This window comes from Botrimarina mediterranea, assembly GCF_007753265.1.
Classification (GTDB): domain Bacteria; phylum Planctomycetota; class Planctomycetia; order Pirellulales; family Lacipirellulaceae; genus Botrimarina; species Botrimarina mediterranea.
The window spans coordinates 1,661,775-1,678,081 of sequence record NZ_CP036349.1 but is presented as its reverse complement, the minus strand read 5'-3'; the positions used below and the strand labels follow the sequence as shown (position 1 = coordinate 1,678,081).

General features: G+C 66.4%; 10 protein-coding genes, 1 tRNA gene and 1 pseudogene. 5 read left to right on the top strand and 7 right to left on the bottom strand.

The window, feature by feature from the left end; genetic code table 11:
- Positions 1-9 precede the first annotated feature (9 nt).
- Complete coding sequence (locus Spa11_RS06640) at positions 10-1,239, bottom strand: hypothetical protein (protein WP_145109698.1); 1,230 nt, start codon at positions 1,237-1,239, stop codon at positions 10-12.
- A 287-nt stretch (positions 1,240-1,526) separates the two neighbouring features.
- Here Spa11_RS06640 and Spa11_RS06635 point away from each other — a divergent pair, with 287 nt between their 5' ends.
- A complete protein-coding gene (locus Spa11_RS06635; protein WP_145109695.1) occupies positions 1,527-2,354 on the top strand; it encodes a hypothetical protein in 828 nt (275 codons plus the stop codon).
- 56 nt (positions 2,355-2,410) lie between these two features.
- Here the strand turns inward: Spa11_RS06635 and Spa11_RS06630 are convergent, their stop codons facing one another.
- Both Spa11_RS06630 and Spa11_RS06625 read right to left on the bottom strand, forming a co-directional pair.
- Positions 2,411-3,328, bottom strand: a complete 918-nt coding sequence (locus tag Spa11_RS06630; RefSeq protein WP_145109692.1) for an SDR family oxidoreductase — start codon at positions 3,326-3,328, stop codon at positions 2,411-2,413.
- Between the two features lie 279 nt (positions 3,329-3,607).
- Positions 3,608-3,958: a translation initiation factor gene (locus tag Spa11_RS06625; RefSeq protein ID WP_145109689.1), complete on the bottom strand. Its 351-nt coding sequence runs from the start codon at positions 3,956-3,958 to the stop codon at positions 3,608-3,610.
- 200 nt (positions 3,959-4,158) lie between these two features.
- Between Spa11_RS06625 and Spa11_RS06620 the strand changes: the two genes are divergently transcribed.
- Positions 4,159-5,469 (top strand): MFS transporter, encoded by a 1,311-nt coding sequence (locus Spa11_RS06620; RefSeq protein ID WP_145109686.1) that lies wholly within the window; start codon positions 4,159-4,161, stop codon positions 5,467-5,469.
- 153 nt (positions 5,470-5,622) lie between these two features.
- On the opposite strand, the gene Spa11_RS06615 is transcribed toward Spa11_RS06620, so the two are convergent.
- The gene (locus Spa11_RS06615) at positions 5,623-8,739 is read right to left on the bottom strand and encodes a PEP-CTERM sorting domain-containing protein (RefSeq protein ID WP_145109683.1); all 3,117 of its coding nucleotides are present in this window, start codon (positions 8,737-8,739) and stop codon (positions 5,623-5,625) included.
- A gap of 310 nt (positions 8,740-9,049) precedes the next feature.
- On the opposite strand from Spa11_RS06615, the gene Spa11_RS06610 reads away from it, so the two are divergent.
- Positions 9,050-9,838 (top strand): dienelactone hydrolase family protein, encoded by a 789-nt coding sequence (locus tag Spa11_RS06610; RefSeq protein ID WP_145109680.1) that lies wholly within the window; start codon positions 9,050-9,052, stop codon positions 9,836-9,838.
- 123 nt (positions 9,839-9,961) lie between these two features.
- Here Spa11_RS06610 and Spa11_RS06605 read toward each other — a convergent pair whose 3' ends face one another.
- Complete coding sequence (locus Spa11_RS06605) at positions 9,962-11,833, bottom strand: glycoside hydrolase family 13 protein (protein ID WP_145109677.1); 1,872 nt, start codon at positions 11,831-11,833, stop codon at positions 9,962-9,964.
- Between the two features lie 141 nt (positions 11,834-11,974).
- Here Spa11_RS06605 and Spa11_RS06600 point away from each other — a divergent pair, with 141 nt between their 5' ends.
- Entirely contained in the window at positions 11,975-13,558 is a 1,584-nt protein-coding gene (locus Spa11_RS06600) for a YifB family Mg chelatase-like AAA ATPase (RefSeq protein ID WP_145109674.1), read from the top strand.
- Positions 13,559-13,645: 87 nt separating this feature from the next.
- On the opposite strand, the gene Spa11_RS06595 is transcribed toward Spa11_RS06600, so the two are convergent.
- Together Spa11_RS06595 and Spa11_RS06590 are read right to left on the bottom strand one after the other, a co-directional pair.
- Positions 13,646-14,944, bottom strand: a complete 1,299-nt coding sequence (locus Spa11_RS06595; RefSeq protein WP_197529792.1) for an MFS transporter — start codon at positions 14,942-14,944, stop codon at positions 13,646-13,648.
- 159 nt (positions 14,945-15,103) lie between these two features.
- A tRNA-Ala gene (locus Spa11_RS06590) sits at positions 15,104-15,176 on the bottom strand.
- Positions 15,177-15,408: 232 nt separating this feature from the next.
- Here Spa11_RS06590 and Spa11_RS23205 point away from each other — a divergent pair.
- Positions 15,409-16,299 (top strand): annotated as a pseudogene (locus Spa11_RS23205) (lysylphosphatidylglycerol synthase transmembrane domain-containing protein); the annotation flags it as partial.
- Positions 16,300-16,307 lie beyond the last annotated feature (8 nt).

Sequence of the window (16,307 nt, the reverse complement as noted above, 5' to 3'; positions counted from 1 at the left end):
TGATCGGCGTTAGCGCAGCCGCTCTCGGATCGGCTCGACTAATCGGCCGACCCTTAAGTCCTGATCTCGCATCGCTAGCTCGAGCGCCTTGGTGACGAGCGCTCGGTTTGACGAGCCGCCGAGTGCCGAGATCGCGGCGGCACGGACTTCGGGCGACTCATCACCGGCCATCAGCAGCAGCACCCGCGCCGGGTCGCCACTGCGGTCGGTGAGCAGGCTTTCGACGAACGCCGCCCGCTCACGGGCGTCGGGCAGCAGCAGCCCTTCGACCTGTTGGCGTGAAACGCCGGCGTAGCCGCGGGCGACGAGCTCGCGACGGACCGCGTCGAGACGACCGCGCGTCTCCGCCTCATTCTCATTGAGCGGCATCGGGACCCGCGACGGGCCCATCGCCTGCGGCGAGCCATCGGCCGACATGGCGAGCAGGCTCTCGATCCGCAGCGCCTCGCCCAACAGCTCGCGGTCCTCAAGGTCCGCCGGCGCCACCGCGGCTTGGTCGAGGGGCGCCGGCTCGGCGGGTTCGGTTGGCTCGGTCGGCAACTGGCGTTCGGGCCGGCGCCATTGCGACGCAACCTCTCGCAGCGAAGGCATGGCCGGCAGGGTCTGCTGCGCTTGAGGCGCTGGCGTCGGTTCCGGCGGCGCCGGACGGACAACCATCTCATAAGCCGGCGGCGCTGCCGCCGCCGTAACGTCAGCCGCTTGCGGCTTAGCGGCGACCGGCGGCGTCTCCACAATCGCTACTTGCGGCGCCACCGGCTCGAGCCGCGGCGTCTCCGAGAGCACCACCAGCGTGTCGTCGATCTCCTTGAGCAGGGCCACCCGCTCGCTGAGGGGCAACGCCTCGATCGCCGCCGACATCCGCCGCAGCACCCATTCGCCCCAACGGCCGCCTTCGTCCGTTGGCGTTCCCTCGATCGCTCGGATGGCGGCGAGCACTTGGGGCGCGAGTTGGCGCAGTAGCTTCTCGTCGCCCCGCGTCGCGCGCGAGACGGCGTAGTTGAGTCTTGCCGCCGCCGCTGTACGAGCCGCGTCGCCTGCCTCGCCGGGTTCGGTGATTGCGACCGGGACGACATGCTGGCACCAATCGTCCCGCATCGCCACGACCGCCGCACTCTCGCCGGCGAGCGTCTGCCGCGCCGCCTCGGCCTTGAGGTGGGCGTCGGCGAGACGCCATACGAAGTTGCCGCCCATCGCTGCTAGCACGCCGCCCACGACCAGCCAGCGCAATCGCGTCCGCAACGGAGCGGGAAGTCGGGGGATTCGAAGAATGCGGGGCATCGCCGCGGAGCATCCCGAACCAAGGCCCGCGCAGGCAAGACCGATCCGTCGCGACCGCGTGCTGGCGCCTCACGAATCCTTCACGTCGCGGCGTCCCTACAACCGAACTAAACGGCTGAGTTGATACGATCATTGCAGGCCGCCCCTCAACGGCGCGCCTGCACGGACGCCAATCCTGGGGGGGAGTTATGGCGTTCCGACCGGGGGGGTCGGGCCGCGCGCATCGAGAACGGAGAACACTGGGGCTGATGGCCCTCGTGCTATCCGTGTGTCTCTTGCCGGCCCCGCTCCGCGCCCAGGATGGCGGAGGGAGCGAGTCGTCCGACGCACGACAAGCGGCGCTCCGCGCCATCCCGTGGCAATCGCTCACGGCCGCGGACCGCCCCGAGGTCCAGCGCATCGTGACCGACGCCACGCTCTACCGGCAGATGCCGACCCGTGTCATCGATTGCGACGACGAGTTGTTCGCCTACCTGGTGGACCACCCAGAGCTCATCGTCGATTCGTGGAACGTGATGGGGGTGAGCCGCCTGCGGCTCGAACCGATCGCGCCGGGACGGTACCGCGTCGCCGACACGGCGGGCGCGGCGGGCGACATCCGTGTGCTGCACCGCGAAGGGGGGGGCGCGGCGCCGCTACGGATGTTGCTCTTGGCTGAGGGATCGTATCAAGCGCCGCCGATGCCCAGCTCGATCGACGGGCAAAGCGTTATCTTGCTCCGCGCCGAGCCCATCGAAGAACGCAACGGCCGTTGTTATCTCACGACGCGGCTCGATACGTTCATCCGCTTCGAGGGGCCCGCGACGAAGCTGGTGGCGAAGACGCTCAAGCCGCTCATCCTGCGGACGGCGGACCACAACTTCGTCGAGACGATGCGGTTTGTGGCGCTCTTCTCACGCACGGCCGAGACGAATCCGGATGGCATGGTCCGACTCGCTGGCAGGCTCGAACAGGTCGATGCGGCGACACGCGACGAGTTCGCGGCCCGGGTGCGCGTCACCGCGGACCGCTACGCCGAGCGACGACGGCTGCGTGAGAACGTGGCGCTAGAGCAACCGGCGACGTGGGTGCGATAACGCCATTTAGCCCCCGGTCATTGACCGGGGGCTAAGTGACTCGTTCACACCCGTTTCTATAGGGGCGTCGAACCACCCGTGGCGCCGTAGACCTCGCCGGTGACGTAGCTCGCCTCGGGCGACGCCAGCCAGACGTACAGCGGCGCCAACTCGGCGGGTTGAGCGGGCCGGCCGAAGAGCGTGTGGCCGCCGAACTTCGCCGTCTTCTCGGTCGGCATGGTCGTCGGGATGAACGGCGTCCACACCGGGCCGGGCGCCACGCCGTTGACCCGCACGCCGCGCTCGATCGCGAGCTTTGCGAAGCCCTTGGTGAGACTCGTCAACGCCGACTTCGTCGCGGCGTACGCCAGCAGTTGTGGAGACGGGCGGAAAGCCTGGATCGACACGGTGTTGATGATCGACCCACCCGCGGGCAGGTACTCGAGCGCCGCCTTGCTGAGGTAGAAAGGAGCGAAGACGTTCGTCCGGAAGGTCTTCTCGAACTCCTCATTCGAAAAGTCCTCGGCGTCATCGCCCGTGCTTTGGAACGCGGCGTTGTTCACCAGGATGTCGAGCTTGCCAAACTCACGGAGCGCCGCGTCGATGAGATGCTCCGCCATGTCGGGGGCGCCGAGGTCGCCCCGATGAAGCGCGATCTTGCCGCCCTCTTGCTTGATCAACTCGGCGACCGATTCGGCGTCCCGATCTTCATTGAGGTAGGAGATCATCACGTCGGCGCCTTCACGGGCGTAGGCGATCGCCGCGGCGCGGCCGATGCCGCTGTCGCCGCCGGTGATGATCGCCGAGAGGCCACGGAGCTTGCCGGCACCGACGTAGGACTTTTCGCCGTGGTCGGGCGTGGGGTCCATCTCCTTTGTCAGGCCCGGGGGCGATTGCGACTGGTCCGGGAACGGCGGCTGCGGATAGAGGTCGCGCGGGTCGGTGAGGGTAACCGCTGCCTGCGATTCAACACTTTCGGAAAGCGGGAAGGTCATGGCGACGCACTCCTGGCGGCAAGGTGAGCGAATGGCTGCCTGCGAGGAAAGCAACAACCGCGCCAGCGAGCAAAGCCGGTAAATCGTTCGGAACGTCGGCGTCAGGCTTCCCTGTTTTGCTCAGCCGCACGCATCGGTTGAGTGATAAACAACCGAAGAGGTCGGTTGGCGAACGACTGTGCGGCTGACTGCGCGGCTGTTGGTCGTATCGCGGCGAACTCCCACGGCTGGCGTGGTGGGCTCTCGGCGATTGGTGGTTCAACAGCGGTGCTTCGCGACTCAGCCGCCGGCGGGTTTCGCTCGATAGCCGAGCGCTGCCAGCTTTTGCAGCACCTTGTCGCGGCAATCGCCCTGCAGCACCAGCTCACCGTCGCTGACGCCACCGCCGGCGCCCAGTGCGCTGCGGAGTTCTTTGAGGAGCGACTTTTGGGTTGCGGCATCCGATTCGAGACCCGCGACCACCGCGCACCACTTGCCACGGCGGCGCTCGCGGCGGACGCGCAGCTCGAATTCTTTCGGCGACTTCGGTGGCGGCGCTGCGGCGGGGCAATCGCACGCGGCGACCCCGCGCCCGCAGCGGTCGCATGTCACGGGGCGTTCAAACGGAGTACCGGCGAAGAGTCCAGGCATGCAGGCGATTGTAACCTGGAGGAGCGCGCCACTCCGAGTGCTGGGGAGCCGGCGTTTGCGGTTCGCCCAAAAGCGATCGCTACGTTAGGCGGTTCACTGCTTTCGCCCTACGCGGCGCGAACCCTGTTGCGTAGGATGGTCGTCCCCACCTCAGCGACTCCCCCGCTGATCCGCCAGCGCCTGCTGACCCGCCTGAATCGATGAAGAGCCCCGCCCTGGATGGCGCTAGCGCGACAGCGCGTCTCGACCGAGTTCCCCGCGACGGGGACCCCCCCTACGCCTGGGTCATGCTGCCCTTGGCGATCCTCATGCAGTTGGGGACCAGCCCCGGGCAGACGTTCGGCGTGTCGCTGTTCAACGAGCCGATGCGCGACTCGCTCGGCCTGTCGCACACGGAGCTCACCGGCGCCTACATGCTCGCCAGCGCCCTGGCGGCCGTGCCGCTGATGTGGATCGGGCGGCGGATGGACCGCGTCGGGCTGCGGCGGGTCTCGCTGGTGCTGGTGGCGGTCGTGGCGGCGGCATGCTTCGTGATCTCCCGCGTCAACGGGATCGTCGGCCTGACGCTGGCGTTCTTCTTGCTCCGCGCGTTCGGCCAGGGCGGCCTGTCGATGGCGTCGGGCAACACGCTAGGCATGTGGTTCTCTCGGCGTCTGGGGCTCGCCTCGGGCATCGCCGGCATCGGCGCCGCGTGCGGCGTCGCGGTGACGCCGTTCGTCTACAACTCGCTGATCGAGTACTTCGGCTGGCGCGACGCGTACACCGTCATCGGCGGCGTGCTGCTGGTTCTCTTGCTGCCGCTGATGGTGCTCACCTACCGCAACAACATCGACGCGATGGCGGAGGCCGCTGCTCCGGCGCACGCGACGCGGCCGAAGGGCGGCGTCTCGTTCACGCTCCGCGAAGCCGTCCGTACACCGGCCTATTGGACCGCCACGGCGTGCGCCGCGCTGACAGGGCTCCTTTGCACGGCCATCTTCTTCAACCTCGACCCGATGCTCACCCGCAACGGCCTCACCAGCGGCCACGCCGCGGCCGTGTTCCCGTGGGTCGCGTCGGCGATGGCGTTGATGCAGCTCAACGGCGGGATGCTCGCCGACCGGCTGCCGCTGCGGGTGCTGATGGCGGTCGCCATGGCGCTCTTGGGCGGCGGCGTCTTGGTGATGGGCGAGGGGACAACGCCGCTGGTGGTCTACGCCGGCGGCGTGATGCTCGGCGCCGGGCAGGGCCTGATGGCGGTGACAGGCAACACGCTCTGGCCGCGTTACTTCGGCCGCCGCGAGCTGGGATCGATCCGCAGCAGCGTCTGGACCGTGACGGTCGCCGCGTGCAGCGTGGGGCCGTTCATCATGGGCCTCACGCTCGACCTCACCGGCACCTACGAGCCCTCGCTATGGGTGTTCGTCGCGCTGGCGGCGGTCACGTCCGCGGCGACGTTCGTGTGGGGTGGGCCGCCGGAGGTGGTCGAGGCGTCGCAGCCGTGCACGTCGGCGGCGCTAGCGGCGGGCTAAAAACTTGCCCTCAAGAACAAGGCGAGCCGACGAACAAGGCGAGCCGGGAGCGTCAGCGACCGGAGGGAACAACGTACCCGCTTCCCTCCGGTCGCTGACGCTCCCGTCTCGCCGATGATTGAGATGGCGAATCCTTCGTAGCACAACCCTCGGCTAACGCCGACGGCTCAGGTTGCCGGCCGCAACCGCGGCGATCATCAATAGCGTTGCCGGCTCGGGGACGGCTGTGGCGGGTAGGCCGGTGTCGGTGGCGCCGTATCGCTCGGCCCAGTAGAGATAATCAGCGATGTCGTTGACGCCGGGAGAGACTTCTTCGTTGGGGAGGGGCGCCGAGCCGCTGTCACGCCAGACGGTGTAGTCGGCCGCGTCAACGACGCCGTCGTCGTTGTAGTCACCAAGCACGCCGCCGTAGGTGACATCGAAGTCGAGTCTGGCGGCGAACGTGCCCGCAGGTCCGGTGAGGGCGCTGGTCTCCGTCGCGGTCGCTTCGCGCGACGCGATCCGCCACTGGCCGTTGGCCGAAGCGCCGTAAGAGACGAGCAGCGTCAACAAGTCGTTGTCGCCCATCGACTGCACAAGATTCGTCAGCGACGCAGGGTTGATGACGCCAACGTTCCCTTCGCCGGTGTAGCCCGAGTAGCCGAAGTTGCCGAGGTCCACCAAGGGCCCGCCCACGTTGAGAAGATTCGTTGTCGAGAAGCTGTCGAACGTGAACCCGGGCATCGCGCCGTAGGTGATCGTTGATTCGTTCCAGTCTTCTCCGGCCGTTCCAGGAGTGAGGGCGTAGAGGCGGAGCGTTTGCGAGTTGTTCGCATTACCGCGGAACATGGTCGGCCGCAGCGAGACGTTGTTGAGCCGCGACTTGTCGGCGTAGGCGCTGAGGTCGAACTTCAGGGCGATCCATTCGTTGCGGTTGGACGGCGTGCTGGCGTAGTTCCAACGGGCGTTGAGCGAGGAGCCTGTGCCGGAGCCGCTGTCGGTCGCGTCGCCAAGGCCAGTTGTGCCGTTCTCGCTGAGCTGGGCGTCGGCGATGGTTGCGATGGTGACGGCTTGGGCTGACGCGGTGAGCGAGAGCGTAAGGGCCGCCGCTAAGCCGCAAGCGGCTGTGGGACGGCGGCGCGCGACGAGCAGCAGAGTGGCCGCACCGAGTACGAGCACGACGCCGGTCGTTTCCGGCACACTCTGGCTCGCGCCGGGTCCGGCGACGAGCCAGAGGACGTTGTCGATTTCCTCTATCGAAAAGCCCGGCGTCACCGACTCGAAGGCGCCCGTAAGTGACGCGCCGCCGAGGATCGCCCACCTCGCGCCGTTTGCGGGGACGTAGGACCCAAGGGTCGTCACGTCGAGGACGCCACCGAGAACGATGTCGCCACTCACCAGCAGCGCGTCCGCATTGCTGGCTGAATCAAGCTCAACCGCCAGAACGCCGGCGCTCAGAGCCAGGTCGCCGTTGAGTATCGCCATCGTTGCGCCGGCGGCGCCAATCTCAAGCCGGCCGCCCTGGTTGAGGATGTCGCCGTCAATCTCGTCCGTCGCCAGAACGCCGCCCTTGAACTCGAAGTCGGCGGTTGAAGAAATCGTCAGCGATGGCGTCGAAAGTTCGCCGCCGAGGAGCCGGTAAGCGCCCCCTTCGACCTCGACGCCGCCATTGAGAACGCGAGTCTCACCACCGTGTTGCTCGACGCGCCCAGCGCCGGAGACGACGAGGTTATCGGTCACTTCAATCCAGCCGCTGGTAACGTACAAGCGGCCATTGCTACTCGGCGCGCCGCCGATGAAGAGCGAGCCGGCCTTCTGCCCCACCGCATCAACGAACGCGGCGCCGGTGGCGACGCGGACGTCGTCAAGCCGCGAGGGCTCCCACTGCCGCGTCCAACGGCCCCAGTCGGCGTAGCGGCCGACGCCGCTGAAGTCGAGCACGCCGATAGCCTTCGAGGCGGCGATGTCATTCAGGTACTCTTCAAGATCGGTGTAGCCGTCTTGATCGAAATCGCCGTTGTTGTTCGGGGAGAGCGGATTCGTGCCGTGGCGGTTTTCCCACTCGTCGGGGATGCCGTCGCTGTCGCGATCGTTCGGCGCAGAGCCGGCGGCGAGTGTCCCAAAGCCCCCGTTGGAAATCCCAGCCAAGTCGCTCTCGCGTGTGATCAGCGAACCGGTGCGGTTGACGACGTTGTCGTGCGTTCGCTGGTCGACCTCATCGCGGTTCCATGGCGTGGCGCCGAAGTTAGCAAGGACGCGCTCGTAGGCGTCCTGCGGCGTTTCGCTTTGCCACACGTCCTTCGTGCCGTAACGCGTTTCTGACCAAGTGTACGTACCTGTCACCACGTTCGTTAATGTGCGGCGATCTTCGCCGGTGTAGATCACGCCGTCGTGCTGGGCGTCGCCGTCGTTGTCGTAGGCGTTCGTGCCGAAGTAGAGGCCGTAGTTGTGTTCGCGGCCGCTGTTGATCATGGGGCGGCCGCCATCGCCGGGGCCGGTGATGTAGTAGTTGCCGTCGAAGTTGACCTTCCAGAAGTAATCGGTCGTGTCCGAGTCGCCGGCGATGAAGCCGTTGTTGTAGTCGTAGACAACGTTGTTGACCCAATCCATGCCGTCGCCTTCGACGCGGGCCTTGGGATTGCGCGTGTGGTTGTGGGCGTAGAGGTTGTGGTGGTAGCTGAGGTTGTTGACGTTCTGGATTAGCGAACCGGCCGAGTGGTCTTCGAGGCCATACGCGATGGCGCTGTGCTGGAAGGTGAGGTTGTAGACGCCGCCGCGGCTGGTGGCGTTGGCCGAGGCGTTCTCGTCGTAACTAAAGCCGGCCGAGATGTGGTCGAAGATGATGTCGTGGCCGCTGGAGACGCTGATCGAGTCCACACGGCCCGCGCCCTTGCCGGGGCGGAAGCGCATGTGGCGGACGATGATATTGTCGGCGCCGACGGAGAACTGATGCCCCTTTACTCCGACGCCGCCCCCCGGCGCCGTCTGGCCTGCGATGGTGATGTTGTCGCGGGTGACGCCAAGCTTGCTATTCAGGTTGATCCACCCGCCGACGTCGAAGACAATCGTCCGCCCCGCGCCGGGAGCGTTCTCGATGCCGTAGCGCAACGTGCCGACCGAACCATCGTCGTTGAGCTTGGTGACGTGGTAAACGTCCCCGCCACGGCCCCCACGGGCGTTCTCACCGTAACCCTCGGCCTGAGGGAAGGCTTTGATTTGCTGCGCACGCAATCCCGGGGTCCAAGCGAGGAGAGCGACTAGCGTAGCGGCAACACGGACGAGGGTTGTCATCGAGAAGAACGGTTCCGGAAGAGGGGTCGCAATCACGCCATTCTAGCCGCCCCCCTGCCCCGCCCACGACGCAAATGGCTGCACAAGGACCCCCGTTGTCCGAAAACGAGGCGGCGAGGGATACTCAACGGGCGTAAAGCAGCCCACTCGCCGCTGCGAACACGACCCGAGAAACGGTTATCGTAGACGGAGCCGTGGCGAGCCGGGGACGTTAGTCCTCGGAGGAACCCGAGTACCCGCTGCACACCGAGGACTAACGTCCCCGGCTCGCCTGCTTGTGCCACACAAACCGTCTCAGGAGATACGCGCTATGTTCCGATCAGCGTTGCTCGCCTTCGCCCTCACAACTTTCGCTTCAACAACTCTCGCCCAAGAATGGGCCGCCGCGCGGCTTGAGACATCGCCGCGCCACCTCGAGTGGGTCGAAGCCGAGCACGACGGCCGCACCATCGAGTGCTTCCTCGCTTACCCCGAGCGGGCCGATAAGGCGCCGGCAGTGATCGTCATCCATGAGATCTTCGGCCTCACGGACTGGGTCCGCGGCGTCGCCGATCAGCTCGCCGAGAACGGCTACATCGCCATTGCGCCCGACCTCATAAGCGGAACGGGCCCCAACGGCGGCGGCACGGAGGACCTCGGTTCGGGCGACGCGGTGCGCCGCGCAATCCGTGACCTGCCGAACGATCAGATCGATGGCGACCTCGACGCGGCCGCGGCGTTCGTGAAGTCGCTGCCGGCTTGCGACGGGACGATCTCTGTCGCCGGCTTCTGCTGGGGCGGCACGCAGTCCTTCCGTTACGCCACGCACAACGCCGACCTCAAGGCCGCCTGCGTCTTCTACGGCTCGGGTCCGACCGACGTCGCCAAGATCAACTGCCCCGTGTACGGCTTCTACGGCGAGAACGACAACCGGGTGAACTCAACGATCGACGAGTCGAAGCGTTTGATGGCCGCGGCGGGAAAGACCTATGAACCGGTGATCTACGACGGCGCCGGCCACGGCTTCCTGCGCGCGGGCGAAGACCCGGCTGGGTCGGCGGAGAACAAGCAGGCCCGCGAAGACGCCTGGAAGCGCTGGCTGAAGATATTGGGCGAGTAGGGCGAGGGGTCACTCCGGGGGCTTACGCTACCCGGCTCGCAGGCAGCGCTAGTACGGTTAGCGACTCCCGCGCGCTTCATGCTAGCCGGGTGGCGTTAGCCCCCGGAGTGCGCGACGAACGGTTCACCGATCCCTCCGCTCCTCCACCAAGAACACCGCCGCCTCGCGCTCCGGCAGCGTCAACCGCACGCCGCCTGGGGTCGCATCGACGCGCACCCGGTAGGGCTGCCCCGAAGCGGTGAACACCTCGCGCAGCGTCTTCCCTGGCGGCAAGTCAACGTCGCCGGACCACGGCCCCTCGCCGCGATTGACGGCGACGATGATTGACTGACCCTCCTCGCTGCGGCTGAACACCAGCACCGACGCCGCGTCATCGACGCCCACGACCGCAAACGCCCCGCGAGTCAGCACCGGGAAGAGCCGCCGCATCGCCAGCGCGTGGCGATAGAAGAGATAGAGGTCTCTGTCAAAGGCGACGGCGTCACCGCGCTGGCCAGCGCTACGACGGGGTTTCGTTTCGTCATCGTACTGAAGATCGGGCCACATCATCGGCTTGCGGCAGTCCGGGTCGTCGGCGCCCCACATGCCGGCTTCATCCCCGTAGTAGATCATCGGCGCGCCGACACAGGTCGCTTGCAACACGGCGACGATGCGCTGCAAGCGCTGGTCTCGTGGCGTCGGCTTCCCGGTGTCGTACGCTTCCCAGCGGCGCGGCGTGGCTTTCTCGCCGGCGTCGTAATCGAAGCGGTCGGGCTGTGAGTACGGCAATCGCTCCTCGGCGTTGACGATCATCGACGCCACGCGCTCGGTGTCGTGTGAATCGATGAGGTTCCACAACGCGTGTCGCTGAGCGTCGCCGTAGGTGTTGGCCCGCTCGATGAGCAGGCTGGCGAACTCGCTGGGCTGCAGCTCGTCGTCAATCACGAATCCTTTCACCGGCAGCGCGAAGCCCTGGTAGTTCATCACGCCCGTGAAGCCCGCGTCGGCGAGGAACCCGGCGGCGTCGCCCCAGTGCTCGGCGACGGTGATCGCCTCGGGATTGAGCCGGCGGACCTCTGCGTTCCATTCGCGCCAAAAGCCGATCGGTACGTCCTCAGCCACGTCGAGCCGCCAGCCATCGACGCCATCCGCCGGGTCGCCGTCACCGTTGGGGTCCATCCAGCGCCGGGTGGCCGCAAGGACATACGCCTTCGGCCCCGCCGCCAAGTCATTGCCCAACTCGTTGTCCGCAAACAACGGCAGCGATTGCGTCCCCCACCATCCCCGATAGCGGAACTCGTCCTCGGGCGTCGTTGGATCATCGAAGGAATCGATCACGTACCAATCGCGATAACGCGACTCGGCGCCCTGCTCACGGATGTCGCGGAAGGCAAAGAAGCCGCGGCCGGTGTGGTTGAACACGCCATCGATCACGACACGGATCTGCCGCCGTTGGCACTCGCCGAGCAGTTCGAGGAACAACTTGTCGGCAGCGGTCCACGTCCACGTCGCCGGGTCGTCGGTCTCTTGCTCAATGGCTTTGGCGTCGCCGGCAGGGTCGGGTCCGAAGTGCGGGTCGATGTGATGGAACGAGTTGCCGTCGTACTTGTGCAGCGACGCCGCCGCAAACACCGGGTTGAAGTAGATCGCGTTGACGCCCAGCCGCTGCAAGTAGTCGAGCCGGTCGATCACCCCTTGTAGGTCGCCGCCATAGCGCCGGCTGAAGACCGTGCCGTAGAAGTCATCGGTCGCTTCGCGCTCCCACTCGGCGCGGCCGTACCAATCACTAGTCCACGGGGTCACCGCCCACGAGTCGGGCGTACGCCGCGACGACTCGAGCGACGCGCGCGTCGGATCGTTGCCGGGGTCGCCGTTGGCGAAGCGCTCGGGGAAGACTTGGTACCAGACCGCCGCCCCCGCCCATTCTGGAACGGCCGGCTCTTCACCGCCGGAGAGTCCGCCACCCAGCAGCCAAACGACCGCGGTGACAAGCGTATGGCGCCGAGACCCACTCATTCACGACTCCGAGAAAAGACGCCGAAAGTGGCCAATAAACGCTTGAACACTAGTGGCGATTGTGTTAGTATACGCCCGTTCCGGTAAGGATCGCGGGCAACGACTGCACTCTGACATTCTAGGCCAACGGGAACAACGACCATGCTCGCCAAACTCCTTACTTACAGCTTGCTGGGAATCGACGCCGTCCCGGTCGAGGCCGAGGTCGATGTCTCGCCCGGGGCGATGCCCAAGACCCTCCTTGTAGGCCTTCCCGAGGCCGCTGTCCGTGAGGCGACTCACCGCAGCGAGCGGGCCATCGTCAATAGCGGCTTCATCCGGCCTCAGGACCGAATCGTCATCAATTTGGCGCCTGCCGAACTCCCTAAGCAGGCCGCGTCGTTCGACCTGCCCATCGCCTTGGGGGTCCTCGCGGGCTCGGGGCAGCTCTCGGCCAAGTTGGGCCGGCGCGACGACTCGTCGCTCGACGCCGCCAGCGAGCGGTTTCGGCGTTACGCTGTGGTTGGCGAACTGGCGCTCGACGGCACGACGCGTCCGGTGAAGGGCGCCCTCTCCATGGCGATGGCCGCCGCTGCGCAGCCGGGAGTCGTCGGCCTCGTCCTACCGCGCGAGAACGCCCGCGAAGCGGCGGTTGTTGAAGGCGTCGATGTCATCCCTGTTGATAGCCTCGCGCAAGCCGCCGGCTTCTTCGCGGGCCAGCTCGACATCGACCCGCAACCTTGCCTCGTCGCCGATCTGGTCGCCGACGGCCAAGCGTACGAGATCGACTTCGCCGACGTCCGTGGACAAGAGATGGCCAAGCGAGCGATGATGATCGCCGCGGCCGGCAGCCACAATCTGCTGATGGTCGGCCCGCCGGGCAGCGGCAAGACGATGCTCGCCAAGCGGGCGCCGACGATCCTGCCCGACCTGTCCACCGACGAATCCGTCGAGACCACCCGAGTGTACAGCGCGATGGGCCGGCTCGGCGCCGGGCAGAGCTTGCTCGCCCAACGGCCGTTCCGTTCGCCGCATCACACGATCAGCAACGCGGGCCTCGTTGGCGGCGGCTCCACGCCATCGCCCGGTGAGATCAGCCTTGCCCACCACGGCGTCTTGTTCCTCGACGAACTCCCGGAGTTCAATCGCCAGACACTCGAGGTGCTCCGCCAACCGCTCGAAGACGGCGAGGTCACGATCAGCCGCGCGCTGGCCACCACGACCTTCCCTGCCGACTTCATGCTGATCGCCTCGCTCAATCCCTGTCCGTGCGGCTTCCGCAACGACCCGCGGCGAGAGTGCAAGTGCGGCGTCGTGCAAGTCGAACGTTACATGAGCAAGATCAGCGGCCCGTTGCTCGATCGGATCGACCTGCAGATCGAGGTCCCCGCGGTGGCGTACGACGAACTGCGCTCGCCGCGTCCGGGGACCGACAGCCGCTCGATTCGCGAGCGCGTCATCAACGCCCGACAACGGCAGGCCGGCCGATTCGAACGGGGCCAACGCGTCAGGCTCAACGCTCAGCTCTCTTCACGCGACGTGCGGCGGTTCTGCGAACTCGACGCCGCGAGTGCTGAGCTGCTGCGGACCAGCGTTGAGCAACTCGGCCTCTCGGCTCGCGCGCACGACAAGGTGCTGAGGGTAGCCCGCACGATCGCGGACCTCGCCGAGTCGGAGGTGATCCGACCCGAACACGTCAGCGAAGCCGTGAACTACCGACTATTAGACCGCAAACTTTGGGCATGAGCCTTCGGCGCTAGCCGCGGGTGACGTCACGACATGGTCTAACTTCGATAGGACGCTCCCTCAGGTAACGTCATCGACTACGAACGCCTACGGCTCGGGTAGTGGCGAGGGCTCGACCGCGATCGGCTCGACGGGGCCATGGTGGGGGCGTTCGAAGAACGTCAGAGCAAACAAGATGGCGACCGACAGCCCGATGCCGACCGGAATGAGCCAGAACGGGACCCAGTTGTAGGGCGGCGGCGTTACGCCGGTGGGGGTTAGCAGGGTCGCCTGCATCTGCCCGCAGAGGCCGGCGCCGAGCAGGTGTCCGATCCCGCCCGTGGCGAGGGCGTGCAACCCCTGCGCCGCGCCGCGGTTGGTGGGGTGCACCAAGCGATCGACGTACATCTGACCCGCTAAGTAGACAAACACATACGAGGGGCCATGGAGCAAGATCGCGAACGTGACGGGGTAAGCCGCCCAAGAGTCCGGTGCTCCGAAAGAGCCGATCGCCAGCAGCGTGTATCTGGTCGCCCACCCGAGCACGCCAATCAGAAACAATGCTTTGAGCCGCCACCTCGCCAGCAAGAAAGGCATCAAGAAAAGACACATCGCTTCGGTGAGCTGCCCCATCGTGAGCATCGCAGCGGGGCCCAGGTATCCCTTCTGGTTCAAGAAGATGATGGCGAAGTTATACGCCTGCGAGGGGATCGCCGCGAGCAAAGACACCAGCAGAAAAAGCATGAACGCGCGGTTGCGATGGAGATTCCCTTTGGGCTTGGGCTCAGTGGCGTCCGGCCGAACTGGCGGGGTATCCGGCAGAGTTAGGCTCCACAGCGACATCACAATGTGCGACCCTAGCGCCATCAGGATCGGCGCCCGCGTCGCTTCGATCGAAGCGTCCATGTACCACCGGCAAACCACCCCGACGAACACCCCGGCGCCCATCCACCCGACCGTGCCGAAGAGCCGCACCACCGGGAACTCACGGTCCTTGTCCCCGAGGAGCCGTAGCGCGATGGTGTTGGTAACCGCCACCGAGGGGGAATACACCTGGAAGTAGGCGATCATGCCGACAAAGAAGGCCGTCTGCGAGGTCGCCAGGTACATGCCGCCCAGCGCAAGAGCAGCGCCCACATGGAGGACGGCCACGAGATACTTCGCCGAGACGAAGCGGTCGGCCAACCAGCCACACAGCGTGGGGGCCACGAGGCTGCCAATGGCCGAAGCGCTGGCGCTGTAGCCGACGAACCCCGGTGTGAAGAGCGCGCCGTCGCCGGTGTTGGCGGCGATAAAATTCCAGACCGTGACGTACCAGATCCCGAGGGCCCAGTACTGCACAAACATCATCGCCGCGAGGCGGGCGAGGAGCCCGGGCGACGAACGACGCGCGAGCTGATCGGGCATCGGGTGGGGGCGATCCGGCATAGCCGGGTCGCAAGACGAGCCCGGGTTATCGCCCCGAAGGGCGCTATCGGCGAATGAATGACGTCAAATCGACGGTGAGCCAAAACAAACGACGGCGCCCGGCCCTACCAGCCAAACGCCGCGTTGCATCGTACTGAGTGGAGGATAGCGGGTTCGAACCGCTGACCTTCTGGCTGCCAGCCAGACGCTCTCCCAACTGAGCTAATCCCCCGTGCTTCCTCGCCTGAACGATTACCGGCAGGGCTTGGGAACCTTGCCGATAGATTGTCTCGGTCGATTGCGGCGCCCGCCTTGAGGCGACAACCGCTAGCGAGCACTATAAATTGACGGCATAAGCCCGGGCTGTCAACACCGGGCAGCCGGGCGTTTTTCGCCGATCGTCCTGTTTGCGTCTCCTGCGTTCTGTCCGCCGACATTCGCCCCCCCTCCTACCTCCCGCCCGAATGTCGCGTCATCAAGTCTCCGGCTGGCTCCGCATCATCTGCGGGCTGGGCCTTGTCGGCCTCCTGCTCTGGCATGCCGCTGGGTCGGACTCGTTAGCTCAACTCCGTGATCACCCACCGAGCGTGACCCGGCTCGCCGTCGCATGGGGCGCCGTCATGCTGGGTAATCTGATTGCTTTCTTGCGGTGGCGCAGCGTCGTCGCCGCGGCGGGGATCCCGATGACGATCGCTGAGGCTTTGCGGCTCGGCGCGATCGGTTTCGCCTGCAATTTCGTGGCGCTCGGAAGTGTGGGTGGCGACGTTGTCAAAGCGACCCTGCTCGCTAAGCCCCGACCTGGCCGCCGCGCCGCCGCGGTCACCACGGTGGTGGTCGATCGGGTGCTGGGGCTTGTGGGCTTCCTCGCCTACGCCGGCGTCGCGGTTCTCGTGCTGGGCACGGCGTTCGGCGAAGAGGCGACTCCGCTGCGTCTTCTCTCACGGTCGGTGCTCATCGTCGCGGGTATCGCCGTGGGCGGCCTGTTGGCGTTCTTCGCGCCGGGCCGTCCGCTGGAACGGATCGCGGGATCGTTACGGAACGCGCCTCTCCTCGGCGCCATCGCCGGACGCGTCGCGGACTTAGCGGCGGTCTATCGCGATGGATGGCGAAGCCTGCTGGCGGCGCAGGGCCTCGGCTTGATGATGAACGGCGTCTTCATTCTGTCGTTCTATGTCGCGGCAACTTCCTTGCCGCAACCGGCGCCGTCACTGGCGGATCACTTCTTCGTCGTGCCGCTGGCGCTGTGCTCTGGGGCCTTGCCGATCTCACCAAACGGTCTCGGCACCATCGAGGCGACCACCGAGTTCCTCTACCGCTCGATCGATCCGGCAACGGCGGTCGGCGTCGGGACGCTTGCGGCACT

Excerpts from the sequence above, each read along its gene's own strand:
- Spa11_RS06635 (WP_145109695.1), top strand. The coding sequence starts at position 1,527 with ATGGCCCTCGTGCTATCCGTGTGTCTCTTGCCGGCCCCGCTCCGCGCC.
- Spa11_RS06630 (WP_145109692.1), bottom strand. The coding sequence starts at position 3,328 with ATGACCTTCCCGCTTTCCGAAAGTGTTGAATCGCAGGCAGCGGTTACC.
- Spa11_RS06625 (WP_145109689.1), bottom strand. The coding sequence starts at position 3,958 with ATGCCTGGACTCTTCGCCGGTACTCCGTTTGAACGCCCCGTGACATGC.
- Spa11_RS06620 (WP_145109686.1), top strand. The coding sequence starts at position 4,159 with ATGAAGAGCCCCGCCCTGGATGGCGCTAGCGCGACAGCGCGTCTCGAC.
- Spa11_RS06615 (WP_145109683.1), bottom strand. The coding sequence starts at position 8,739 with ATGACAACCCTCGTCCGTGTTGCCGCTACGCTAGTCGCTCTCCTCGCT.
- Spa11_RS06610 (WP_145109680.1), top strand. The coding sequence starts at position 9,050 with ATGTTCCGATCAGCGTTGCTCGCCTTCGCCCTCACAACTTTCGCTTCA.
- Spa11_RS06605 (WP_145109677.1), bottom strand. The coding sequence starts at position 11,833 with ATGAGTGGGTCTCGGCGCCATACGCTTGTCACCGCGGTCGTTTGGCTG.
- Spa11_RS06600 (WP_145109674.1), top strand. The coding sequence starts at position 11,975 with ATGCTCGCCAAACTCCTTACTTACAGCTTGCTGGGAATCGACGCCGTC.
- Spa11_RS06595 (WP_197529792.1), bottom strand. The coding sequence starts at position 14,944 with ATGCCCGATCAGCTCGCGCGTCGTTCGTCGCCCGGGCTCCTCGCCCGC.